24 protein-coding genes are annotated in these 22984 nt (G+C 46.3%); 23 read left to right on the top strand and 1 reads right to left on the bottom strand.

Going from position 1 to position 22984, the window contains the following annotated elements:
* Positions 1-19: 19 nt before the first annotated feature.
* The 23 genes from NKT06_RS11450 (at position 20) to NKT06_RS11560 (ending at position 22228) form a co-directional block, all read left to right on the top strand.
* Entirely contained in the window at positions 20-283 is a 264-nt protein-coding gene (locus tag NKT06_RS11450) for a DUF3243 domain-containing protein (RefSeq protein ID WP_017689119.1), read from the top strand.
* A gap of 197 nt (positions 284-480) precedes the next feature.
* Complete coding sequence (locus NKT06_RS11455) at positions 481-1248, top strand: DUF3388 domain-containing protein (RefSeq protein WP_047842510.1); 768 nt, start codon at positions 481-483, stop codon at positions 1246-1248.
* Between the two features lie 66 nt (positions 1249-1314).
* Positions 1315-2373, top strand: coding sequence for a helix-turn-helix domain-containing protein (locus tag NKT06_RS11460; protein WP_253433901.1), 1059 nt, complete (start codon positions 1315-1317; stop codon positions 2371-2373).
* Positions 2374-2440: 67 nt separating this feature from the next.
* Positions 2441-2611 carry a hypothetical protein gene (locus NKT06_RS11465; RefSeq protein ID WP_017689116.1) on the top strand — a complete coding sequence of 57 codons (171 nt, stop codon included), beginning with the start codon at positions 2441-2443 and terminating at the stop codon, positions 2609-2611.
* Between the two features lie 154 nt (positions 2612-2765).
* Positions 2766-3257 carry a YajQ family cyclic di-GMP-binding protein gene (locus NKT06_RS11470; protein WP_253433904.1) on the top strand — a complete coding sequence of 164 codons (492 nt, stop codon included), beginning with the start codon at positions 2766-2768 and terminating at the stop codon, positions 3255-3257.
* Positions 3258-3577: 320 nt separating this feature from the next.
* On the top strand, positions 3578-4165 hold the full coding sequence (gene pgsA / locus NKT06_RS11475; protein WP_062833849.1) for a CDP-diacylglycerol--glycerol-3-phosphate 3-phosphatidyltransferase: 588 nt from the start codon (positions 3578-3580) through the stop codon (positions 4163-4165).
* Between the two features lie 107 nt (positions 4166-4272).
* The gene (locus NKT06_RS11480; protein ID WP_253433907.1) at positions 4273-5529 is read left to right on the top strand and encodes a competence/damage-inducible protein A; all 1257 of its coding nucleotides are present in this window, start codon (positions 4273-4275) and stop codon (positions 5527-5529) included.
* Positions 5530-5772: 243 nt separating this feature from the next.
* On the top strand, positions 5773-6837 hold the full coding sequence (gene recA / locus NKT06_RS11485; RefSeq protein ID WP_062833851.1) for a recombinase RecA: 1065 nt from the start codon (positions 5773-5775) through the stop codon (positions 6835-6837).
* 279 nt (positions 6838-7116) lie between these two features.
* The gene (locus tag NKT06_RS11490; protein WP_253433911.1) at positions 7117-7854 is read left to right on the top strand and encodes a regulatory protein RecX; all 738 of its coding nucleotides are present in this window, start codon (positions 7117-7119) and stop codon (positions 7852-7854) included.
* Between the two features lie 310 nt (positions 7855-8164).
* Positions 8165-9706 (top strand): ribonuclease Y, encoded by a 1542-nt coding sequence (gene rny / locus NKT06_RS11495; protein WP_036609258.1) that lies wholly within the window; start codon positions 8165-8167, stop codon positions 9704-9706.
* Positions 9707-9972: 266 nt separating this feature from the next.
* Positions 9973-10767, top strand: coding sequence for a TIGR00282 family metallophosphoesterase (locus tag NKT06_RS11500; RefSeq protein WP_145146946.1), 795 nt, complete (start codon positions 9973-9975; stop codon positions 10765-10767).
* Between the two features lie 117 nt (positions 10768-10884).
* Positions 10885-11145, top strand: a complete 261-nt coding sequence (locus NKT06_RS11505) for a stage V sporulation protein S (RefSeq protein WP_007430104.1) — start codon at positions 10885-10887, stop codon at positions 11143-11145.
* 90 nt (positions 11146-11235) lie between these two features.
* On the top strand, positions 11236-12237 hold the full coding sequence (locus tag NKT06_RS11510) for a dipeptidase (protein WP_483311571.1): 1002 nt from the start codon (positions 11236-11238) through the stop codon (positions 12235-12237).
* 193 nt (positions 12238-12430) lie between these two features.
* Positions 12431-13003 carry a phosphate propanoyltransferase gene (pduL, locus tag NKT06_RS11515; RefSeq protein ID WP_017689107.1) on the top strand — a complete coding sequence of 191 codons (573 nt, stop codon included), beginning with the start codon at positions 12431-12433 and terminating at the stop codon, positions 13001-13003.
* 312 nt (positions 13004-13315) lie between these two features.
* On the top strand, positions 13316-14872 hold the full coding sequence (gene miaB / locus NKT06_RS11520) for a tRNA (N6-isopentenyl adenosine(37)-C2)-methylthiotransferase MiaB (protein WP_253433914.1): 1557 nt from the start codon (positions 13316-13318) through the stop codon (positions 14870-14872).
* A gap of 304 nt (positions 14873-15176) precedes the next feature.
* A complete protein-coding gene (locus tag NKT06_RS11525) occupies positions 15177-15590 on the top strand; it encodes a YlbF/YmcA family competence regulator (RefSeq protein WP_197997748.1) in 414 nt (137 codons plus the stop codon).
* A gap of 326 nt (positions 15591-15916) precedes the next feature.
* Entirely contained in the window at positions 15917-16321 is a 405-nt protein-coding gene (locus NKT06_RS11530) for a PaaI family thioesterase (protein ID WP_253433917.1), read from the top strand.
* Positions 16322-16401: 80 nt separating this feature from the next.
* Positions 16402-17205 carry an NUDIX hydrolase gene (locus NKT06_RS11535; RefSeq protein WP_145318769.1) on the top strand — a complete coding sequence of 268 codons (804 nt, stop codon included), beginning with the start codon at positions 16402-16404 and terminating at the stop codon, positions 17203-17205.
* Between the two features lie 67 nt (positions 17206-17272).
* Positions 17273-17830, top strand: a complete 558-nt coding sequence (locus NKT06_RS11540) for a cysteine hydrolase family protein (protein WP_253433920.1) — start codon at positions 17273-17275, stop codon at positions 17828-17830.
* 195 nt (positions 17831-18025) lie between these two features.
* A complete protein-coding gene (locus tag NKT06_RS11545) occupies positions 18026-19480 on the top strand; it encodes a nicotinate phosphoribosyltransferase (protein ID WP_253433924.1) in 1455 nt (484 codons plus the stop codon).
* 334 nt (positions 19481-19814) lie between these two features.
* Positions 19815-20468 (top strand): hypothetical protein, encoded by a 654-nt coding sequence (locus tag NKT06_RS11550; RefSeq protein ID WP_253433927.1) that lies wholly within the window; start codon positions 19815-19817, stop codon positions 20466-20468.
* Positions 20469-20579: 111 nt separating this feature from the next.
* A complete protein-coding gene (locus NKT06_RS11555; protein ID WP_253433930.1) occupies positions 20580-21599 on the top strand; it encodes an oxidoreductase in 1020 nt (339 codons plus the stop codon).
* A gap of 74 nt (positions 21600-21673) precedes the next feature.
* Positions 21674-22228 carry a hypothetical protein gene (locus NKT06_RS11560; protein WP_253433935.1) on the top strand — a complete coding sequence of 185 codons (555 nt, stop codon included), beginning with the start codon at positions 21674-21676 and terminating at the stop codon, positions 22226-22228.
* 68 nt (positions 22229-22296) lie between these two features.
* Here NKT06_RS11560 and NKT06_RS11565 read toward each other — a convergent pair whose 3' ends face one another.
* Positions 22297-22815, bottom strand: a complete 519-nt coding sequence (locus tag NKT06_RS11565) for a MogA/MoaB family molybdenum cofactor biosynthesis protein (RefSeq protein WP_047842524.1) — start codon at positions 22813-22815, stop codon at positions 22297-22299.
* Positions 22816-22984: the final 169 nt, after the last annotated feature.

Genomic DNA, 22984 nt, shown 5'->3' on the forward strand with positions numbered 1-22984 from the left:
CATCTAAGGAGGATTTATCATGTCAACAGAAAAAACAGTGCTCTCCAGTTTTGACACGTGGAAGAAGTTCCTGGGTGACCGCGTACTGCAAGCAGAGAAGATGGGGATGAGTGAAGAAACCATCAACAAACTTGCGTATGAAATCGGCGACTTCCTTGATGAGAAAGTCGATCCAGCGAACCATTCCAACCGGGCATTGAAAGAGTTATGGGATGTCGGCGATGCAGATGAGCGTCGTACGATTGCGTGCCTGATGGTCAAATTGGCCAAACAAAACGCATAAGATTACAGATGAAGAGCTCCCGCAAGGGGGCTTTTCTCTAATGATTACAAACGGATTACAGAGCTGTTCTTGTAATTCATTTTCATTTTATATATCATTAACGTGACCCATTTTTAGAAGATGTCTCAGTTTGTTGTCCAGTGGACACGTTCTGTTGCTGTCGAATAATGTGGAATAATGCATTACGGGGTGTTGAAATGGAATCTAAACAATGGTACATGGAATATAAAATACATAAGAACAGACCCGGTTTGTTAGGCGATATTGCCTCTATGCTGGGGATGCTTGAAGTGAATATATTGACCATTAACGGTGTGGAAGGCAAAACGCGAGGTATGCTGCTTGAATCGGATGATGATGAGAAAATCCGTTTGCTTGGTGAAATGCTTGGCAAAGTCAACAGCATCACCGTATCGGCTTTGCGTCAACCTAAATTGGTGGATATTCTGGCCGTTCGTCATGGCAGATACATTGACCGTGACTCGGATGATCGCAAGACATTTCGTTTCACACGAGATGAACTTGGGTTACTTGTGGACTTTTTGGGTGAAGTATTTAAGAGAGAAGGCAATCAGGTCATTGGTTTGCGCGGAATGCCTCGTGTGGGTAAAACAGAGTCCATTATTGCGGGCAGCGTATGTGCAATGAAGCGATGGACTTTTGTTTCTTCCACACTTCTTCGTCAGACGATAAGAAGTCAAATGTCCGAAGACGAATTGAACCCGAATAATGTCTTCATCATTGATGGAATTGTAAGTACGATTCGTTCCAGTGAGCGGCATTACAATTTGTTGCAGGATATTATGTCGATGCCAAGTACCAAGGTTATCGAACATCCAGATATTTTTGTACAGGAATCCGAATATGATTTTAATGATTTTGATATTATCATTGAACTTCGTAACAATCCGAATGAAGAAATTATTTATGATACGTTTACGGCTAGCTACACCGATGAATTGTAAGGATCCGTACGGAATCATGGAATAGATTAGCAACAACTCATGAGATAAACATAAGGAGGAGATGGCATGTCTGAACTGGGTCAGCAGTTAAGAGAGGCCCGGCTGCAAAAAGGGATGAGTCTTGACGATGTACAGGAAATGACAAAAATTCGCAAGAGGTACTTGGAGGCCATAGAAGCTGGAGACTATAAAGTACTGCCGGGTAGCTTCTATGTGCGTGCTTTCATTAAAACCTATGCGGAGACCGTTGGACTGAACCCTGATGAGCTGCTGGAGGGACACAAAAAAGACGTACCGGCAGAAGAGGCGGAAGCAACGATGGAACCGGTTATACAGAAGCGTTCCAGCCGTCCGGTTGAGCGTAGTAATCGATGGATGTCTGTCGCACTGATGTGGACATTCCCTGTTTTGATCGTAGTTCTGTTGTATGTATACGTGGTGTATAACAATGGTGATGAAACTGATAATCCAGGTCTTGATTCGGTCAAAATTACAGACAGTCAACAAAAGCCTGAAGATAAACCGGATCAGCCTGCCGACAACGGACAGGCATCTAATCCGCCTGCAACAGACTCAGGCGCTGAGGGTACGGGTGAAGGCGACGCTGGTGGTAACGGTGGCGGTACAGACACGGAAGGACAGACGGATGGCCAAACTGATGGTCAAACGGATGGCCAAACGGACGGACAGACGGGAGAAAATCAGGAACCGACAGACAATTCACCGTCTGCTGTAACAGTTGCAGAAGATGGGAAATCAGGCAACATTACGAACTTCAAAGTTAACGGAAGTGCAGGGAAACCTGTAACGGTTACGATCAAAGCCTCAGGTCATAGCTGGTTGGAAGTGTATAAGGGCGAGAACTCCAGTGGAGAGAAGTTGGAGTATGGTAATACAGCCGAAGGCGACAGCTATACCTTTGAGCTGGATAGTGCAGGCATGTATATTAAGTCCGGTTACGCTGCAGCGACCACGATTGAGGTTGGTGGGCAAGTTGTAACGGATGGCAAGGCGACTAATCGGATCCGTTTGAAGCTTGGTGAAGACAGTGGTAATACTGCTTCTTCCACAGGAGTTGAAAATGGTTCAACGGACACTACAGGAGGCACCACTGGTAGCGAATAACCGGGTCAACTGCAGGAGACAATAATCGTGTCTTAACTTGCAGTTAACTTTTGGTGAAGTGAGGTGGATGGCTGTGACAGTCAGCTGGATCGTAACGGGTTTAGGGATCATTGTCAGCCTCCTGGGTTATTACCTGACTCCAAGTGCTTGGGGTTACGGAATATTGGGCTTTGGACTTGCACATGTACTTTTGGGTGTGCTCGATATGTTCAGACAGCCCAACCGGAGCCGTTATTAGTTGGAAGCTGGACCAGCAAGCATTTTTGGCAGCCACCTCAAGTGGAAGCCAAAAATGCTTTTTTCTTTGTGTAAACCAGCTTGAAATTAGACTTTTGCTTAAGGTATCCTCTATAATGTTACAGAACATACGATTAACTGAAAGGGTGACTGGTTTGAGTTCAGAAAATTCATTTGATATCGTGTCCAAAATGGACTTGCAAGAACTGACAAATGCCGTTACACAAACCGAGAAGGAAATTGGCACTCGTTATGACTTCAAGGGCAGCAAGAGCAGCCTGAAACTGGATAAGGATGCGTTAACGATCGTATCTGATGATGAGACCAAACTTAAGGCTGTCATTGACGTGCTGCAATCCAAAATGGCCAAGCGTGGGCTACCATTGAAAAACATTGATTACGCTAAGGTAGAGCCAGCGTCTTCTGGTACAGTCCGTCAGCGTTTGAATTTTAAACAGGGGATTGATCAGGACATCGCCAAGAAAATCAATATCCTGATCCGGGATTCCAAGCTGAAGGTGAAGAGTCAGATTCAGGGGGACCAGCTCCGGGTAACTGGTAAGAGTAAAAATGATTTGCAAGCAGTCATGCAGCTGCTAAATGGTGCTAACCTGCCTCTGGATTTGCAATATACAAATTTCAAATAATATGGCCTTTTTGTAGCAGAAGTGTTTTTTGACACGGTATTAGGCGTATATTATACTAAGTGTGCATTGCTGGCAGTCATACATCAAGTCCAGTCCTCATCGTTTGCTGACTTTGTGAAAAGCAGTACATCTTCTGGAAGTCGCCGGAACGTTTAAAGCGGTTTTGCTTTTGAGCGGTTGACTTTATTTTTTGCGTTTCTACATAGTGGGATCATGTTAATATGGATTGACATTGAAACTGTACATTTCATGTTCCGGATGATGATAACGGGATTATGATGATTGTTTGGAGTAATGGAGGATATGAGGGAGGGCGTCTTGTGAATTTACCCAACCGGATTACGCTTGCACGAATTTGCTTAATCCCTTTTTTAATGGTGTTCCTGCTCGTGGATTTTCCATTTTATCCAGAGCCGTTGCAGCTTGGAAGCTTTTCGCTTCCATATAATCAACTGATTGCTGCTGTTATTTTTATCATCGCCGCAAGCACAGATGGAATTGACGGATACCTTGCGCGAAAAAATAACATGGTTACCAATCTGGGAAAACTGCTCGATCCACTCGCAGACAAGCTGTTGGTTACAGCAGTTCTGATCTCGCTTGTGGAGATGGGCAAGCTGGATTCCTGGATTGCAGTGGTTATTATTAGTCGTGAATTTGCAGTTACCGGCTTGCGCCAAATCGCATTGCTGGATGGTTCGGTTGTTGCTGCCAGTGCTTGGGGCAAGCTGAAGACGGTAGTGCAGATTGTAGCGATTGTGTTGCTGCTGTTGAACAATTTCCCGTTCTCATACACGGGTATTCACGTCGATATTATCGCGGTATGGGCAGCAGCGCTTATTACCATCTGGTCGGGTATCGATTACTTTATCAAAAACAAAAACCTGCTTCATTTAACAAAAGCATAATGGTTTGTTCTTAAATGGGTAATCATGAAGGAAGCATTGGGTCAGGGGCAATAGGAAATTATCCTATTGCCCTTTGATCACTCACCATATGTACAGGAGGATGCTCAATGAAGGCAGAAATCATTGCAGTTGGCACAGAGCTACTGCTTGGACAAATCGTCAATACCAATGCCAGATACCTATCCCGTGAATTGGCTGCGATGGGGATCGATGTATATTTCCAAACGGTGGTTGGGGATAACCTGAACCGACTTAGTGAAGCTATTCGCATTGCGCAGGGCCGTGCAGACGTTATTTTATTTTCCGGTGGCATCGGACCTACTCAAGATGATCTGACCAAGGATGCGCTCGCAGCTGTTCTTAACCGAAAACTGCATACAGATCGAATGGCGATGGACAAAATCGAAAGCTTTTTCAGAGATCGTAATGTGGACATGACAGAGAATAACCGACGTCAGGCGATCGTCATTGATGGTGGTACACCTCTGGCCAATGAAACGGGCCTTGCGGCAGGAAATGCGATTTCTGATAATGATAAACATTATATTGTGATGCCTGGACCACCTAAAGAGCTGATTCCAATGTTTGAACAGGAAGTCAAGCCTTGGCTGTTCCAGCATGTGCTAACAGAAGAAATGCCGATCTATTCCCGAATGCTCAAATTCGCTGGTATTGGTGAATCTGCTCTGGAAGATCGACTGCTGGATCTGATTGACGCGCAGACAGACCCTACGATTGCTCCTTACGCTAGCGAAGGCGAAGTTACGGTGCGTGTCTCTACTAAGGCTGCGAGTGAGGGAGAGGCGAAGCTGAAGCTGGATGCGATGGAGGTTCAGATTCGGGAGCGTTTGACAGAACATCTCTACGCGAACGAGGATGTGCCTATAGAGTATACGATAGTAACCATGATGTCTGACATGGGGCTGACGCTTAGCGCTGCTGAGAGCTGTACAGGAGGGCTTGTCATGCAAAGTCTGACCTCTGTACCGGGAAGTGCCTCCATGCTCAAAGGTGGAATTGTTTGTTACTCCAATGAAATTAAGGAAAAGCTGCTGAATGTGCCTCATGATTATCTGGAAGGTGAAGATGCACCTGGTGCAGTAAGTCCTGAGGTTGCAAAAGTGCTTGCTGAGCAGATTCGCATGATTGGCGATGCTGATTTTGGCTTGGCTGTTACCGGTGTAGCTGGACCCGGATATTCGGAACGCAAGCCACCCGGACTTGTCTTCATCGCTCTTGCTGAACGTGGAAAAGAGACGGAAATTCATGAGCTGCGTATTAATGGCAATCGCGAGACTGTTCGCATTCGTTCAGCCAAAGCGATTCTCTATCGCTTATGGCAAAAACTTGTGGCGATGGATTGATTAGTTAATAGCTTCGATTGCATTTGAAGCTCTAAGGAAGTATAATTAAGGAAGACGGAAGAACCGTAGAATTAGGCTTTACAGCCTTGTTTACGGTTCTTTTTTCTGTTTAATGGAAAGTTTCTTTGAGGAAGAGGCGCCTCGGCCTTCACAAAAAAAACGAATGTATGTTCGAAAAAAAGCTTGGCAAACGTGTTAAAACAAGGTATCATTATCTTATAAACAGTAAAGGGTGTGAGCTTATTGTCAGACCGTCGTGCCGCGCTTGATATGGCGCTCCGTCAAATAGAGAAGCAATTTGGTAAAGGATCCATCATGAAACTGGGTGAGTCCACTCATATGAATGTGGAAATTATTCCCAGCGGTTCCTTGGCTTTGGATATTGCATTAGGAACAGGCGGCTTGCCTAAAGGCCGTATTGTTGAAATATATGGACCTGAATCTTCAGGTAAAACAACTGTCGCATTGCATGCGATTGCTGAAGTACAACGTGTTGGTGGACAAGCAGCATTTATCGATGCCGAGCATGCTCTTGATCCTCAATACGCAAGCAAATTGGGCGTTAACATTGACGAATTGCTTCTATCTCAGCCAGATACGGGTGAGCAAGGGCTGGAAATTGCAGAAGCTCTTGTACGCAGTGGTGCAGTAGATATCGTCGTTATTGACTCTGTAGCTGCATTGGTTCCAAAAGCAGAGATTGAAGGCGAAATGGGTGATTCACACGTTGGTTTGCAAGCGCGTTTGATGTCTCAGGCGTTGCGTAAATTGTCTGGTGCAATCAGCAAATCCAAAACAATCGCAATCTTCATTAACCAGCTTCGTGAGAAAGTCGGCGTTATGTTTGGTAACCCGGAAACAACACCTGGTGGTCGTGCTCTGAAGTTTTATTCTACAGTACGTCTGGATGTGCGTCGTATTGAGAGTATCAAATCAGGTAATGACATGATTGGTAACCGTACTCGTATTAAAGTTGTGAAAAACAAAGTGGCACCTCCGTTTAAACAAGCGGAAGTGGATATCATGTATGGCGAGGGTATTTCAAGAGAAGGCAGTATCATTGACATTGGTACAGAGCTGGACATCGTTAATAAAAGTGGTGCATGGTACTCCTACGAAGGCGAGCGTTTAGGACAAGGTCGTGAGAACGCGAAGCAGTTCATGAAAGAGCATAAAGACATTGCTGAAATCATTGAACAAAAAATTCGGGTAGCTAGTAACTTGACTACCGCAGTTCCTGCGCCAACTAGTGAAGAGCAACAAAAAGAAGCAGAAGAAGAACAAGAATTGTTTGAAATCAACGAGTAATCTCTCAAATCCTCCCTTGTAGGGAGGACCTTGAGGGGGGTTCCCACTGGACTCCGTAAACTTATCTGATTGAGCTTGGATCAATCTGGATAATGGATTGTAGTGGGAGTGCTCTTGCTGTCCAACAGCCCCTGTCCCAATGGACAGGGGCTGTTGGCACGCTAACTGTGGAGCTAAAGGCCGGGCTGAGTCCCCGGCCTTTTGTATTAGCGTTCTCTGTCATTTGTGAAGAGGCGCTGGCGTAATCAGATTGAAAATAATGTGAAAGGGGAGACCTGAATGGATCAACATGACGAGGATTTATATGAAGAAGCAGAACAGGACGGCCTATCCCAATTTCCGGACAACGAAGAGCTTATTATAACACGTGTAGAACGAACGAAACACAGGCAAGCTCGTTATCGTATCACTTTTGGTATCCACTCCATTACAGTTCTTGAAGATGTGATGATTAAATACAGGATGACTCAAGGCAATACGTTTATGAAGAAGGATCTGGAAGAAATCATTGTAGCTGACGAGCGACAACGGACGTATGCACAGTCTCTGCGTTTCTTGGAGCATAAGCCGCGTACACGTCATGAATTAAGTCAGAAACTTCGTCAGAAAGAATTTGCTGCACCTTTAATTGAAGAGACGCTGGATCGACTTGAGCGCGAGAATTTGGTGGATGATGACCTATTTGCGAAGGAATGGACAAGACAGCGTATGGAGGGCAAGCGGAAGGGAAAACTGTGGATAAGGCAAGAGCTTCGTCAAAAGGGCATTGCCAATGATCTCATTGCTGAAGCACTGGAAGGTGTCAGTACGGATGCGGAATTTGAGACTGCTATGAGTGCCGGACGAAAAAAATGGAATCAGGTCAAAGGGGACGTCAAAGAGAAGAAAAATAAAACGCTTCCCTTCTTAATGAGACGTGGTTTTTCAATGGATATGGTACGCCGGGTCGTGAATTGTTTAATTGAAGAAGATGAGGCTGGGGACCCTGAAGATGACGAAGCGTTGTTATGGGATTAGCAGCCCAGAGTCTCTATACTGCATTCTCTTGACAATTTCTTTCGTCAAATACTAAAATGGACATGAGTCTGTAAGAAATGGACAACCCTTTTTCCTTCCAAAAAAGCGGTTTCGGTTTCTTAAGATTTATACCATTCTTAATTATGGGTTCGCTGGAAACAGTGAAGAGTACGTGGAAACATGTACATGTGAAATGAAAATCGGCGGGGGATCGCCGTGAGTATTCGTTATTCCCAAAAATATGTAAGGTTTGAAAACTGCAAATTGACCCAAGGAATGCCTTGGAGGAACCAACGAGGAGGTGAACAGTATGAATCCTGCAATCACGATCGCTCTCGTTGTGGCCGCGCTAATCATTGGGTTCGGAGTAGGATATTTTATTCGCAAATCTCTTGCAGAGGCTAAAATCTCTAGTGCGGAACAAGCTGCCGTACAAATCGTGGAGAACGCGAAGAAAGAGGCAGAGGCACTGAAGAAAGAAACGGTGCTGGAAGCGAAGGATGAAATCCATCGCATTCGTGCTGAAGCTGAAAAAGACACTCGTGAACGTCGGAATGAAATTCAACGACAAGAAAGACGATTGTTGCAAAAAGAAGAGTCGCTGGATAAAAAATTGGAATCACTCGAACGTAAAGAAGAGCAAGTGGCTAACAAAGAGAAACGAATTGATGAGACTCAGCAGCAGATCGAAATGATTTACAAAAACCAGGTGACAGAGTTGGAACGTATATCCAACCTCACCATGGAAGACGCACGCAGTATCATACTGTCCAACGTAGAACAGGAAGTTCGTCATGAGACGGCTCAAATGATCAAGGACATTGAACAACAAGCGAAGGAAGAAGCGGACAAAAAGTCCCGCGAGATTATTACACTCGCCATCCAACGTTGTGCGGCTGACCACGTAGCGGAAACAACGGTATCTGTTGTTACCCTGCCAAATGAAGAAATGAAAGGCCGGATTATCGGTCGTGAAGGACGTAACATCCGTGCGCTTGAAACCCTTACAGGGATTGACCTCATTATCGATGATACGCCAGAAGCTGTTATTCTGTCGGGCTTTGACCCGATTCGCCGTGAGATTGCCCGTACTGCCCTTGAGAAACTGGTGGCTGACGGACGTATTCACCCGGCACGGATTGAAGAGATGGTTGAGAAATCCCGCAAAGAAGTGGATGAGCGCATCCGTGAATACGGTGAGCAAGCTACCTTTGAAGTGGGCGTGCATGGTCTGCATCCGGATCTGATCAAAATTTTGGGCCGGTTGAAGTTCCGTACAAGTTACGGTCAGAACGTCTTGAAACATTCGATGGAAGTCGCTTATCTGGCTGGATTGATGGCTGGCGAACTCGGAGAAGACGTAACTCTGGCAAGACGTGCAGGTCTATTGCATGACATCGGTAAAGCGCTGGATCACGAAGTGGAAGGATCACACGTCGAAATTGGCGTGGAGCTGGCGAAGAAATACAAAGAACATCCGGTTGTAATCAACAGTATCGCGTCCCATCACGGAGATTGCGAAGCGACTTCGGTCATTGCCATGTTGGTTGGTGCAGCAGATGCGCTCTCCGCAGCAAGACCAGGCGCACGCCGCGAAACGCTGGAAACGTATATCAAACGACTGGAGAAGCTGGAAGAGATTTCAGAATCCTTCGAAGGTGTTGAGAAATCATACGCCATTCAGGCCGGACGCGAAGTTCGTGTTATGGTACAGCCTGAGAAGATCGATGATGCTGAAGCCTTCCGCCTCGCCCGTGACATCACGAAGATGATTGAGAATGAACTCGACTATCCGGGTCACATCAAAGTCACCGTCATCCGGGAAACCCGTGCGGTTGAATACGCAAAATAGAGCAATACGGAAAAGTGGCCGCAGTAGTGGGCCACTTTTCCTTTTGATAGCCTCTTAAAGTGTGTGTTCAAAAAGAGCATATACTTATTCGGCTGGATTCCATATTCGATGCTGATAGGCATCCTTTGTAATCAAAAGCAGGCTTTTTGAACAACCTCTAAAAGGCTTTTGTACAAACTACACATCACGGAAAAAGAGATAGAGTCCTGCAAAGGTTCAACATTTGAAGTAAAAGGAGTTTGCAGGAATTGAGGAGGCAGTAATCAATGAAAGTTTTGTTTATAGGTGACATCGTAGGCAATGTGGGACGTAAGGCATTAAAGGAAAATCTACCGTACCTGAAATCGAAGTATAAACCACATGTGGTGATTGTGAATGGTGAAAATGCAGCAGCAGGTCGCGGCATTACCGGTGCAATCGCAAATGAGTTTTTCAACTGGGGTGTACATGGTATTACACTTGGCAATCATACCTGGGACAATAAGGATATTTTTGATTTTATAGATGATGAGCCTCGCATGATTCGTCCAGCGAACTTTCCACCAGGCACACCAGGACGAGGATACACGGTTGTCAAAGGCGAAGGGAAAGAATTGGCCATTGTCAATCTGCAAGGAAGAACGTTCCTGCCTGCTCTGGATTGCCCATTCCGTGTAGCTGATGAGATTGTTGATGAGCTGCGTCAGGACTATAAATGTATTCTGGTCGATATGCATGCTGAAGCGACGTCAGAGAAAATTGCCATGGGATGGCATCTGGATGGACGTGCGTCTCTCGTTGTAGGTACACATACGCATGTACAGAGTAACGATGATCGGATTCTGCCTGGAGGAACGGCATACTTGACGGATGCGGGCATGGTAGGGCCGCGTGACGGCATATTGGGCATGGAGCGTGAGGCCGTGCTGCGCAAGTTCTACACCCAGCTCCCGGTACGTTTCGTTGTGGATGATGGCAAATGGCATTTCCATGGTGTGTTTGTTGAAATTGATGAAGCTACAGGTGCGGCAACACGCATCGAAAAAATTCGTCTGATGGAAGACGAGTGGCGCATGGAATAGGGGTATTGTCCCAATTTGCAGGGAAACCCGTCTAAAAAGAAGGAATTTTTTTGCCTCCCGCGAATAACATCTAGTAAGTGGAAACAAACTTTCAACATTCCCAGGGAGGTACTTACCATGGATGTATTAAAAGTTTCAGCAAAGTCCAATCCTAATTCTGTAGCCGGCGCTCTTGCAGGGGTTCTTCGTGAACGTGGAAATGCTGAACTGCAGGCAATTGGAGCGGGAGCACTGAACCAAGCCATTAAAGCGGTAGCGATAGCCCGGGGATTTGTAGCACCAAGCGGAGTTGACCTGATTTGTATTCCAGCTTTTACAGACATTGTGATCGACGGCGAGGACCGAACGGCCATTAAGCTGATTGTGGAGCCCAGATAATACATGCAGTATGCATTGAACCTGTTTACGATGGATGTAGACAGGTTTTTTTGCGTTTTCTTTGCAATAAAATATGGAGGAGGGTATAAGATGTCCATGTCTGATTGGCGTGTAGCTGATTTTCACTGTGATGCACTGAGCAAAATTTTGATGCAGCCTGCTCTTTCTTTTGAAGATGCTCCAGAACTGGATGTGAATTTGCAACGCTTGAAAGAGGGGAAAGTAGGGTTGCAGGCGTTCGCCATCTATTTACCCGAAGTACTTGGCGGAGGCAAGTTTGAACATGTGATGGGGCAGTTAGAGATTTATCGTAGACGTGTAGAGAGAAATCAGGAGCGGCCTGGCGGCACACAGACGTTGTTATGGCGTGAACAGGTGGCTCAGGTGGGGCAAACAGAGGATCCGTGGGGATTAATCACACTGGAGGGTGTAGATGGTCTGGAGGGCAACCTGTTCTATCTGGAGTTATGTTATCAGATGGGCGTTCGAATCATTGGATTAACGTGGAATTATGCCAATTGGGCGGCTGACGGAGTCATGGAGAAGCGTGGGGCAGGTCTGACCGAGAAAGGGAAAGAACTGGTGCGCCAGTGTAATGAAATCGGAATGCTGCTCGATGTGTCGCATCTGACAGAGAAAGGGTTCTGGGAACTGGCTGACTTGAGTAAGCGTCCTTTTATTGCCTCCCACTCCAACAGCTATAGCGTATGCCCCCACGTGCGTAATCTGAAAGATGATCAGATCCAGGCCATCATTGCCCGGGAAGGGCGGATCGGACTGACGTTTGTGCCCTGGTTTGTTAAACAGGAGGGGGAAGTGTTTATCGAAGACCTGCTGCCTCATATCGAGCAGATCTGTTCTCAGGGCGGACAGAACCATCTGATGATGGGGTCGGATTTTGATGGAATCTCAACGTATATTCAGAGACTTGAACACTCAGGGCATTATCCAAGACTGACGGAAATCCTGCTCAAACATTATGATGAACATTTAGTGCGCGGCTGGTTGTGGGGGAATGCGATGAGTTATCTGGGGGAACACTTGCCAGAGAGCAATCCGAAGATGCAGATGAAGGGGAATTCCATGAAATAGTGAACTGATGTGTGGGTTGAATAGGTTGAATAAAGCTTGTTTTCCAAATAAAGGAGGGGAATGATGGTGAAATAAGTGTATTTCATGAATTTTCACCAGTTCGTTTTCATTTCACTCCAAAAAGGGGTATAATACCATTGGATTGTTAAGAGCCTGAGTACAGGCCATAGATAAACAAGGAGTGAAATTTACAATGAGTAAAACAGTACCTGTGGGCGTATCTGCCCGTCACATTCATGTATCCCAAGAGCACGTTGAAATTTTGTTTGGCAAAGGTTATGAACTGACTGAATTTAAACCTCTGTCCCAGCCTGGCCAATACGCTGCTAACGAAACAGTAGCGGTAATTGGTTCGAAAGGACAGTTTGATAAAGTGCGTATCCTCGGACCTGTTCGCCCTGAAACACAACTGGAGATCTCCATGACAGATTCATTTGCGATTGGTGTTAAAGCACCTGTACGTGAATCTGGAAGCATTGAAGGTACACCAGGAATCACGATTAAAGGTCCTGCTGGCGAAGTAACAATCGATAAAGGTGTTATTGTTGCTGCTCGTCACATTCACTTCCATACTTCGGATGCTGCTAAATGGGGTATCGAGGACAAACAAATGCTAAAAGTTCGCCTCGGCGGAGATCGCGGTCTGGTACTGGAAAATGTACTGGCTCGTGTATCCGATTCTTTCGCACTGGACATGCATATTGATACAGATGAAGCTAACGCTGCTGGCGCTCGTAATGGCGACACTGCTGAAATCATCGATTAATACCATGGAATAGCTTCAGCAGCCAATTAGGGCGGTCTGAATAACGTATAAACCTGAGCACAGCCATTACGGGCCGGTTAATTCCAGCCCTGATGGCAAGGCTCAGGTTTTTGTATTTTCTAAGTGTTCTTCTGAGCATGGCATGTCTCGGATTAGACGAAGGGACATGCGGTTTGGATGTGGAACTACAGCCCAATTCATGCTATAATTTGCTGTAATGCTCTTTTACTGTTCCAAGCAAGTAATTCACGTGGAACAGGGATGAATGAACGATTTTTTATTAATAGAGGCTGTAAGGAGTGACCGAAGGAAATGGCTAAAGACTCAAAAAAGGATTACTCCCAATATTTTGATTTCTCCGATGCCAAAGTAATTTCGCAAGATGAATTCAGCAAAAAGATAAGAATCCGGGGCCGTGAGATTAACATCAAATCGGAACCTAATCATCGTCAGGAGAAACAGCGGGGCAAGGAAGACGTCCAGGTGTTATACGAAAATGCCGTTCCCGATGAACTGAAAAACATAGGGAAAGGCAAACACTATATTGTATATACGTATGGATGTCAGATGAACGAGCATGATTCGGAGACCATCAAAGGACTCCTTGAGTCTATGGGATATCAGGCTACAGAGGATCGCAAAGAAGCTGATATTATCCTGCTCAATACATGTGCCATACGAGAAAATGCGGAAGATAAAGTATTTGGTGAGCTTGGTCACCTGAAAACGCTAAAACTTGAACGTCCGGGATTGTTACTTGGCGTATGCGGGTGTATGTCCCAAGAGGAAGGCGTCGTCAACCGAATCATGCAGAAGCATGGCTTTGTGGATATGATCTTTGGTACACATAATGTGCATCGACTGCCACATCTAATCCAGGAAGCGTTGTTCAGCAAAGAAATGGTTGTTGAGGTGTGGTCCAAGGAAGGCGACATTATTGAGAACCTGCCGAAGAAACGTGAGGGTATGCGCGGCTGGGTGAACATTATGTATGGCTGCGACAAGTTCTGTACATATTGCATCGTTCCGTTTACACGGGGCAAAGAACGCAGCCGTCGTCCTGAAGATGTCATTGCCGAAGTTAGGGATTTGGCTCGACAAGGCTTTAAGGAGATCACGCTGCTTGGTCAAAATGTGAATGCGTACGGCAAGGACTTCACTGACCTGAATTACAGCTTTGGTGACTTGATGGATGCCATTCGCCAAATTGATATTCCGCGAGTACGGTTTACAACCAGTCATCCACGTGACTTCGATGACCGTTTGATTGAAGTGCTGGCCAAGGGCGGAAATCTGGTAGAGCACATTCATCTACCGGTGCAATCTGGCAGTTCGGAAGTACTCAAACGTATGAGCCGCAAGTATAGCCGGGAACACTATTTGAAACTGGCTGACAAAATTAAGAAGGCCATCCCGAATGTTGTGTTGACAACGGATATTATTGTTGGTTTTCCGGGTGAAACGGAAGAACAGTTTGAAGATACACTTTCCCTTGTCCGTGAAGTAGGGTATGATTTTGCCTATACCTTTATTTATTCCCCACGGGAAGGTACACCGGCTGCGGTGATGGAAGACAACGTACCGATGGAAGTGAAGAAGGAACGTTTGAAGCGCTTGAACGAAACGATCAACGTATATAGCCATCGAAGCAATGAAGAACAACGTGGCAAAGTTGTTGAAGTGCTCGTTGAAGGTGAGAGCAAGCGGAATTCCGAAGTTCTGGCAGGACGTACGCGCAGCAACAAGCTGGTGCATTTTGAAGGACCAAAAGAGTTGATCGGTACTTTCGTACAAGTTGAAATCACCGATCCGATGACTTTTTATATTCGGGGCAACCTGCTCTCTGAGCCGGTAGCTGCCAATCAGTAATACACACACCAATAAGTTGAGAATTTTGGGGTTCAATAACAGGTTCGGACATTTGCGCAAGTAGCGGAGGGGACGGAATCGGTCTGTAGAAGCGAAGCGTTCTCCTTTGTCTCCGGATTTTAACCTTGAACAGTTGTAATCAGAAAAATCCGGAGACAACAGCGATCAAAAGAACGATCCGTACCCGAAGCGGTCATGGAGCAGACGTTTGAACTCATTTGAGCCCAAGTTCTCATCTTATATCATCTCATAGAATGGAGCGATTTCAGTGGCGCAGGAAGAAGTGCAGTACAACCATTATGGAATGCCAACCTACGATACGCGCAATCTGGTCATACGCGACGACATTATGGGAAAAGCCAAAGAGTTGGCTGATATGCTCGGAACGAGTGAGGAAGTTAGACAGTTTCAACAGGCTGAAACCAAAATTCGTGATCATGAGCGCATCCAGCAGTTGATTGCAACGATCAAGAAGAAACAAAAAGAAATCGTTGCCTTTGAGAGCTTCAAAAATGTGGAGATGGTCAGCAAAATTGAACAGGAAATTGAAGATCTGCAAAGTGAACTGGATAGTATTCCATTGGTTACGGAATTCCAGCAGAGCCAGAGCGACATCAACTACTTGCTTCAACTCGTGATCTCGGTAATCCGGGATACGGTTTCTGAAAAAGTAAACGTGGAGGCTGGAACGGATTCACCTCCGACCAGTTGCGGTTAAATGACGGAAGGGTGCGGACGCTGTCCGCGCCTTTTTTGACGATTATAAAATTATAAGTTTTCAGCGGAGCTGAAGGATTTGATAATCGCAAGAAAAGCAACTGCTAAACCACGAATGTGGCATCATCGATAAGGCTTCGATCAGAAGCTTTTCTTACATTACATAACCGTAAACGTGGAGTGGCTATCGCCAAGTACTCGGAATATAATTCCAAGCAAAGCTCCACGCTGTGGGGTTATTTTGTGTGGCGCGCTTATTTTTTAATGTTAAAGACACCTGACATCAAGAGAGCTTGATACGTACAGTGAATAAAGGAGAAATGAATAATGAGCATTTTGGACAAAATGGTAGAAGACGGAGCCGGACGATTCTGGGGATTTCTCGGATGTCGATATATTAAAGGAGATGGCAAAGAAGTACAGATCGCGTTGACAGCAGGCGAACATCATACCAACTCCATGGGGATTATACATGGGGGTGTACTGACTTCACTGATGGACCAAGCGATGGGGATGGTTGCAACAGCAGCAATGGAAGTAGATGGCTGTGTGACAACGAATCTGAACGTACATTTTCTCGCACCGATGAGACAAGGGGAATTAACGGTGACGGCTACGGTACTACATCAGGCTGGACGCAGTGTTACGACTCAATCGGAGGTTCGTGATGCATCGGGCACGTTGGGATGCATGGCTACGGCTACATTCCGTATAGCACGTCCGAGAACGTAACGCACGAATCCCGCAGTTGACAAAAAATATTATTATGTCATAATGAAATTATCAAAATGAAAATAGTCGGTGGTGCACCCATGAACGAAAACTATGAACACTTTAATGCAGAGAGCGACGAACAAGCAGCACGTGCCTATAGTTCCAAGAAATATCGTACCCCCGATGGTGTTCCTGCGGATATCGTTATGTTCACCTTGACCAAGCGGGAGCGCAAGACGGTGACCAAGACACTTCCCATTCGGGAACTGAAAGTGATGCTGATCAAGCGTAAAGGCTGGCCTTTTGCAGGTAGATGGGCATTACCCGGTGGTTTTTGTCAGGAGAATGAATCCATCTACGGAGCAGCAAAGCGTGAGCTGATGGAAGAGACAGGTGTAGACGGTGGACATCTGGAGTACTTGAATGTATACAGTCAGCCGGGTCGTGACCCGAGGGGCTGGATTATCTCTCACGCATTTTTCGCGCTTGTGGAAGAATGGATGCTGGATCAACGCCAAGCAGCAGATGATGCTGAAGATGTTGGATTGTTCACCATTCAGGAGGCCCTGCAAGAATTGGAACTGGCCTTTGATCACAGAACAATCATCGAAGATGCTTATCGACGCATTCAACAGCAGATGCTGGAAACGACGATTGCTCGTCAGTTCCTGCCACGTGATTTTACATTAAGTGAATTATATCAGGTTATTCAAAGTGTTGTACCGGATTTTGAAGAACCAAACTTCATTCGCAAAATTACGTCTACCCGCAGTCGCAAAGGCATTGTGGAAGAGGTACGGGATGAAGAGGGGAACTTGGTAAGTTCCAACCAGTACTCGCAGCGTCCGGCGCAGCTATATCGTTTTACAGAACTCGTACCACGCCTTTCTATCTATACGTAACAAAGTGTAGATGTATCAATGGGATTGAATCAGGATCAACCATTTCTGGGCTAAGGGAGTGTTGACGATGAAAGCACTGATTGTGATTGATTTTACGAAGGATTTTGTGACAGGTTCTTTGCCTGTAGGTCAGCCGGCAGTAGAGATCGAAGAGACGATTGCAGCTGTAACCGAGGCCTATTGTAAGAACAAGCATGAGGTAATCATGGCCGTGGATCTCCACGAAGAAAATGATCCGTATCACCCGGAGACTGTACTTTTCCCACCTCATAACATCAGAAATACGGAGGGAAGACAGTTATATGGACGTCTTGCCCAAGTGATGGAAGAACGGAAAAACGATATTCGGTGGATGGATAAGACGAGATATAGTGCATTTTGTGGAACCGATCTGGAACTCAGACTGCGTGCACGTGGCATTACGGATATTGCACTAATAGGGGTATGCACGGATATTTGCATATTGCATACCGCAGTGGACGCTTACAATAAAGGATTTCATATTACGGTATATGAAGATGCTGTTGCCAGCTTTAATCCGGCAGGACATGAGTGGGCGCTTGGACATTTTCGTTCCAGCCTGGGTGCTTCGGTGGTTAAGGCGAGTGAGACAGTCCTTGCGTGATTGAATTGATAATCCTGTTTGGTTGAACTCCTGTTAGGAATCAGATGAATGTGGTGAATGGTGTATAGAGTTTTACGGGAGACTTGTTTGTTTAATACGGATGAACAGAATCATGAAGAATAAGTCTCCATATGTTAACCCGTGTCCTCGGTTGAAATCTGGGGGCGCGAGCGGAAGTCAGAGAGGATGAGACAAATGCAGACAACTAGCCTGGCTTTACATACGGATAAATATCAGATCAATATGATGTACGCCCATTGGGTGAATGGTACTCACAAGCGGAAGGCGGTATTTGAAGCCTATTTCCGTAAGCTTCCTTTTGGCAATGGATATGCGGTATTTGCCGGATTGGAACGGATTGTGAACTATATCAGCCAGCTTCGGTTTACGATGGACGACATCAAGTTTTTATCCAAACAAGAGGAAAATTACGATCCGGTCTTTCTGGAAGAGTTGCTCCAGTTTTCATTTCAGGGCACGATTCATTCCATGAAGGAGGGTGCAATTGTTTTCCCTGACGAACCGCTCATTCGGGTAGAAGGCTCCATTATGGAGACACAATTGGTGGAGACGGCGATACTTAACTTCATGAATTATCAGACGTTGATTGCAACCAAGGCTTCGCGGATCAAACAGGTAGCACAACAGGATACTTTGCTCGAATTCGGTACACGGCGTGCACAGGAAGCGGATGCTGCCATCTGGGGTGCACGTGCTTCGTATGTGGCAGGCTTCCATGCAACGTCCAACATGCTGGCCGGAGAGCGCTTCGGAATCCCAACAGCAGGTACACATGCCCATTCGTGGGTACAGAGCTTTATGAGCGAACAGGAGGCGTTTGACGTGTATGCCAAAGTGTTGCCTGATCAGGTTACGCTGTTGGTGGATACCTTTGATACGTTGAACAGTGGAGTACCTCACGCCATCAAGACAGCCAAGAAGTTGGAGAGCCAAGGCAAAAAGATGAATGCGATTCGTCTGGACAGTGGTGACCTTGCGTACTTGTCCATTCAGGCGCGTCAGATGCTGGATGAAGCTGGACTGGATTATGTGAAAATTGTAGCATCCAATGATTTGGATGAGAACACGATTTTCAACCTGAAGGCTCAAGGAGCACGGATTGATACATGGGGTGTCGGCACACAGCTGATTACCGCTTCTGACCAGCCATCTTTGGGTGGAGTGTACAAATTGGTGGAGCGTGAAGTGGACGGTGCCATGCTGCCTACGATCAAAATTTCTGCCAATCCTGAAAAGGTGTCCACTCCAGGTAAAAAGGAAGTGTTCCGGATCATTGATCCGAAACATGGCAAAGCGATTGCAGATTATATCTGCTATCCGGATGAAGAGCAGCCGCTACAGGGCGGACCGCTCAAGCTGTTCAACCCGCTACACCCTTACCTGAAAAAAACCGTTACCCGCTACGAGGCGGTCAATATGCTGGAGCCGATCTTTGTGAACGGACGCAAAGTGTATGAGCTGCCTAATCTGGATGAGATTCGGACGTATCATCGGGAACAGATGAACCTATTTTGGCCTGAATACCAACGGAAGCTCAACCCGGAGATCTACCGTGTGAACATCAGCCCTGCGGCATGGAATATGAAACAGAAGCTCATTGCGGAACATGTGAAATCCACAGAGGAATGATCTAAACTCAAGAATGACAATGAGGCATAACCAGGTAAGAATACTGGCTTATGCCTTTTTGATGATCATGGAATGTATACGTTATTCTTAAACGACTCGATGACATGGACCCGTATGTAAGAAATCTCATGGACAGACTTCCAAGGTAGCAGGCTATACTGGAAATGGTCATGCGCAATCCAAGAGGTTTTTTCTAGAAAACATACTTTTTGAACACGTGTTTAAAGGGGCAACGCAGTAATTATTTCTCGGGAAAGCGCAGGAGACGCCAAATTCTGCATCTATTGATTCAATCCCGCAGCTGTAGGGGATGAAAGTAAGAGGAGGTGCAGACATGAGATGGATATTAGGACTGGTCTGGATCGCTTTTATGGCCTATGCATTGATGTTGGCACCGGGGCAGTCCCCTGGAAGTGATCCAACATTCAAAGAACTGATCACAATGCAAAGCAAAGAGCCTTGGTTGCTTACTGTGTTTTCGTGGTTAGGTATTTTCCCGGCAGTTTATGCCTGTATGCTGTTAAGAACATCTGTGAAAGAACGAGGTGGCCGTGTACCGGCTTGGCCTTTTGTATTTCTTTCTTTTGGACTAGGCGCTTTTGCGCTGCTTCCCTATTATGCATGGTCGTCATCCGCGAATAGATCTTCGGGTTACACAAGCTTGCATTTTGGTCGTCAGCGGGAGTCGGGAATTGGACGGGTAGCAGCCCATAAGTTGACGCATGTACTCCTTCTGCTGTTGACGCTGGGGACCGCATTCTATGCCGTGACGCAAGGTCATCCGGATGTATATATGGACGCGTTCAAGCAATCATCCTTTGTACATATTATGACGATTGATTTTGTGCTTTTGACCTTGCTTTCTGTGATTGCGATATACAGGGATACTGAAGTGAGTCGACGTTCACCAGCTTGTGCAGCGGCGGGGATCATCCCTATTGTGGGTCCACTAATCTATCTGTTGACGCTCAGGAGAGACAGAGCTTGATCATCAACATCTGAAGAATCCAGAAGTAAAAGGTAGTCGTTAAGCTTGAATGCGAACAATTCATGTGCTTAATGGAAAAATATATAAAATTCAAAGAAGGAGTGGCTATCGATGAAAAACCTTTTTAACGCATATGTTGTCCGTAAAGAAGAACAGGGCGGAGTGAAAGCTGCTATAGAGCAATTGAAGAAGGAAGATCTGCCAAATGGAGATGTAACGGTACAGGTGCAGTATTCCAGTGTCAATTATAAAGACGGACTCGCGACTCTTGAAAAGGGTGGTGTCGTTCGTGAGTACCCGATGGTACCGGGAATTGATCTGGCCGGAACGGTAGAGGAGTCGGTCAGTGGACGTTTTGCACCAGGAGATCGGGTGATCAGTACAGGATTTGAACCTGGCGTATCCCATTACGGAGGGTACAGCGAGTATGCGCGTCTGCGCAGTGAATGGCTGGTGCCTCTGCCACCGGGTCTCAGTGAGAAAGAAGCCATGGCAATTGGAACCGCAGGATTTACGGCTGCACTTTCGGTAGATGCGCTGTTACAGGCTGGAGTGACACCGGAGATGGGCAAGGTTCTGGTTACGGGTGCAACGGGTGGCGTTGGCAGTATGGCAGTGGCGATTCTGGCAAAACTTGGATTCGAAGTAACAGCCAGCACAGGCAAGAAGGAGCAGGAGGAGTCATTGCTCCGAAACTTGGGCGCCTCAGAGGTTATTACTCGTGAAGAAGCTGATGCTCCAGCTAAAGGAGCCATGGGGAAACAGCTATGGGCGGGAGTTGTTGATCCAACAGGAGGACCGGCTCTTGCGGAGCGATTGAAACAGATTCAATACGGAGGTGCACTAGCGGTATCTGGGTTAACCGGAGGCACAGCTTTTGAATCTACGGTACTTCCGTTTATTCTGCGTGGTATCCAGCTTATTGGTATAGACTCTGTATATTGTCCGATGGAACGTCGGGAACGGCTGTGGGAACTGCTCGGCGGAGAATGGAAACCGGAGCGCGCGCTGGAACTGGGAATCCGCGAAATTTCTCTAGACCAGTTGCCACATACGCTTGAGACGATACTCCAAGGTGGTGCAGTAGGTCGGACTGTGGTCAATACAATATCAGATCTGCCATCCGCATAAGATTCTAAGTCCTTAGACATGCTAATTCTACCTGATTGGGTCACAGTACATGTGGCTGGAAAGGAAGGATTGGCATGTGGTTTGCTAGAAAAGGGCGAAGTCTGGTTGGAAGAACAATGAAGTCGGTACTTGTAAGTGGAATGTTGATCACGAGTGTCTGGTCCCTGGTGGCTTGTTCGGCATCATCCATTGAGCAGGAGCGGAAGGTCTACACCCGCGAAGCGACAGATGAAGGGAATGTGCGGGCACAGAGTCAAGGACACGGATTAAACGGTGAATTGGTAAGTGAGATCAGTAAGAGTTTTGAAGCAAAAGGCATTCAGCTGATGAATAACATGTCTGCCGATGACGGCCATGGTGGGATTTCTTATATGTATTTGTTGAATGGAAGTGGCAGACACATTGTGAAAGTCCATATTTTCAGTGATGCAGCAACCCGGGCTGCCAGCATGGAACAAATGTATAATGAGAATCGTGATGAGGCTGTCTTGGAGAATGCGCTTGGCCGGACAACGATTCGCAGCAAAGGATACGTCTCACTCGTTTATACAGCTTCGGGTGGGGAAAAGGACAAGTATGAGCAGGATGTCATGCAGGTGTTCCAACATGTGCTGGGGCAACTAAGGTAAGTAGAGCGAGATACCCTTCGTTCTTTACCGTACTGCTGAAAATAAACCCGAAAAACCCGTCTGATCTTTCAGACGGGTTTATATATTTCACGCATGACATGCCGCAGTTCAGGCAAAATGAGTTTTTCCATGGCCAATTTGACGGCACCTTTGGAACCCGGCATGGAGAATACCGCTGTGCGTCCGATTGTTCCAGCGACGGCTCTGCTCAGGATGGCAGCGGAACCGATATCCTCGGTGTAACTGAGAAAACGGAAGATCTCACCGAAACCTGGGAGTTCCTTGTCGAGTAGTGAGGATACTGCTTCGTATGTCGTATCTCGGGGGGCAATCCCTGTTCCGCCGCTGAGCAGCACGGCTTCGATATCATCACGAACAGCTGCATCCTGCAGGATGCTTCGAATGTTCTCCGTTTCGTCTGGTGTAATGATGTATTCAACAATCTGATAACCTGCTTCATTCAGAAGCTGATGCATGAGCTGGCCACTGGTGTCCGTGTCTTTGGTACGCGTGTCTGACACTGTAACAATCATGCACGATACCGTGGTCGGAGCTTCCTGGCGATGTTGTTCCACTGAATTAGTCATGAAACTTCCTCCTTCAATCAACATGTCCTCATAGCATAGACCATCCGGTAGAATCAGGCAATGTACTGGGAAGAGTTGAACGTTATTGCACAACGAATGCGGGATGGTGTACACTCGCTAGATATAGATAGACTAGGTTACAAGAAGGACAATCAGAGAGGTGTTACGC

The organism is Paenibacillus sp. 1781tsa1, from assembly GCF_024159265.1.
Lineage (GTDB): Bacteria > Bacillota > Bacilli > Paenibacillales > Paenibacillaceae > Paenibacillus.

Excerpts from the sequence above, each read along its gene's own strand:
- NKT06_RS11525 (WP_197997748.1), top strand. The coding sequence starts at position 15,177 with ATGCCAACCTACGATACGCGCAATCTGGTCATACGCGACGACATTATG.
- NKT06_RS11555 (WP_253433930.1), top strand. The coding sequence starts at position 20,580 with ATGAAAAACCTTTTTAACGCATATGTTGTCCGTAAAGAAGAACAGGGC.
- NKT06_RS11545 (WP_253433924.1), top strand. The coding sequence starts at position 18,026 with ATGCAGACAACTAGCCTGGCTTTACATACGGATAAATATCAGATCAAT.
- pduL (WP_017689107.1), top strand. The coding sequence starts at position 12,431 with ATGAGTAAAACAGTACCTGTGGGCGTATCTGCCCGTCACATTCATGTA.
- NKT06_RS11480 (WP_253433907.1), top strand. The coding sequence starts at position 4,273 with ATGAAGGCAGAAATCATTGCAGTTGGCACAGAGCTACTGCTTGGACAA.
- NKT06_RS11530 (WP_253433917.1), top strand. The coding sequence starts at position 15,917 with ATGAGCATTTTGGACAAAATGGTAGAAGACGGAGCCGGACGATTCTGG.
- NKT06_RS11565 (WP_047842524.1), bottom strand. The coding sequence starts at position 22,815 with ATGACTAATTCAGTGGAACAACATCGCCAGGAAGCTCCGACCACGGTA.
- NKT06_RS11460 (WP_253433901.1), top strand. The coding sequence starts at position 1,315 with ATGTCTGAACTGGGTCAGCAGTTAAGAGAGGCCCGGCTGCAAAAAGGG.
- NKT06_RS11465 (WP_017689116.1), top strand. The coding sequence starts at position 2,441 with ATGGCTGTGACAGTCAGCTGGATCGTAACGGGTTTAGGGATCATTGTC.
- NKT06_RS11510 (WP_483311571.1), top strand. The coding sequence starts at position 11,236 with ATGTCCATGTCTGATTGGCGTGTAGCTGATTTTCACTGTGATGCACTG.
- NKT06_RS11500 (WP_145146946.1), top strand. The coding sequence starts at position 9,973 with ATGAAAGTTTTGTTTATAGGTGACATCGTAGGCAATGTGGGACGTAAG.
- NKT06_RS11450 (WP_017689119.1), top strand. The coding sequence starts at position 20 with ATGTCAACAGAAAAAACAGTGCTCTCCAGTTTTGACACGTGGAAGAAG.
- NKT06_RS11535 (WP_145318769.1), top strand. The coding sequence starts at position 16,402 with ATGAACGAAAACTATGAACACTTTAATGCAGAGAGCGACGAACAAGCA.
- rny (WP_036609258.1), top strand. The coding sequence starts at position 8,165 with ATGAATCCTGCAATCACGATCGCTCTCGTTGTGGCCGCGCTAATCATT.
- NKT06_RS11455 (WP_047842510.1), top strand. The coding sequence starts at position 481 with ATGGAATCTAAACAATGGTACATGGAATATAAAATACATAAGAACAGA.
- NKT06_RS11560 (WP_253433935.1), top strand. The coding sequence starts at position 21,674 with ATGTGGTTTGCTAGAAAAGGGCGAAGTCTGGTTGGAAGAACAATGAAG.
- NKT06_RS11540 (WP_253433920.1), top strand. The coding sequence starts at position 17,273 with ATGAAAGCACTGATTGTGATTGATTTTACGAAGGATTTTGTGACAGGT.
- NKT06_RS11490 (WP_253433911.1), top strand. The coding sequence starts at position 7,117 with ATGGATCAACATGACGAGGATTTATATGAAGAAGCAGAACAGGACGGC.
- miaB (WP_253433914.1), top strand. The coding sequence starts at position 13,316 with ATGGCTAAAGACTCAAAAAAGGATTACTCCCAATATTTTGATTTCTCC.
- NKT06_RS11505 (WP_007430104.1), top strand. The coding sequence starts at position 10,885 with ATGGATGTATTAAAAGTTTCAGCAAAGTCCAATCCTAATTCTGTAGCC.
- NKT06_RS11550 (WP_253433927.1), top strand. The coding sequence starts at position 19,815 with ATGAGATGGATATTAGGACTGGTCTGGATCGCTTTTATGGCCTATGCA.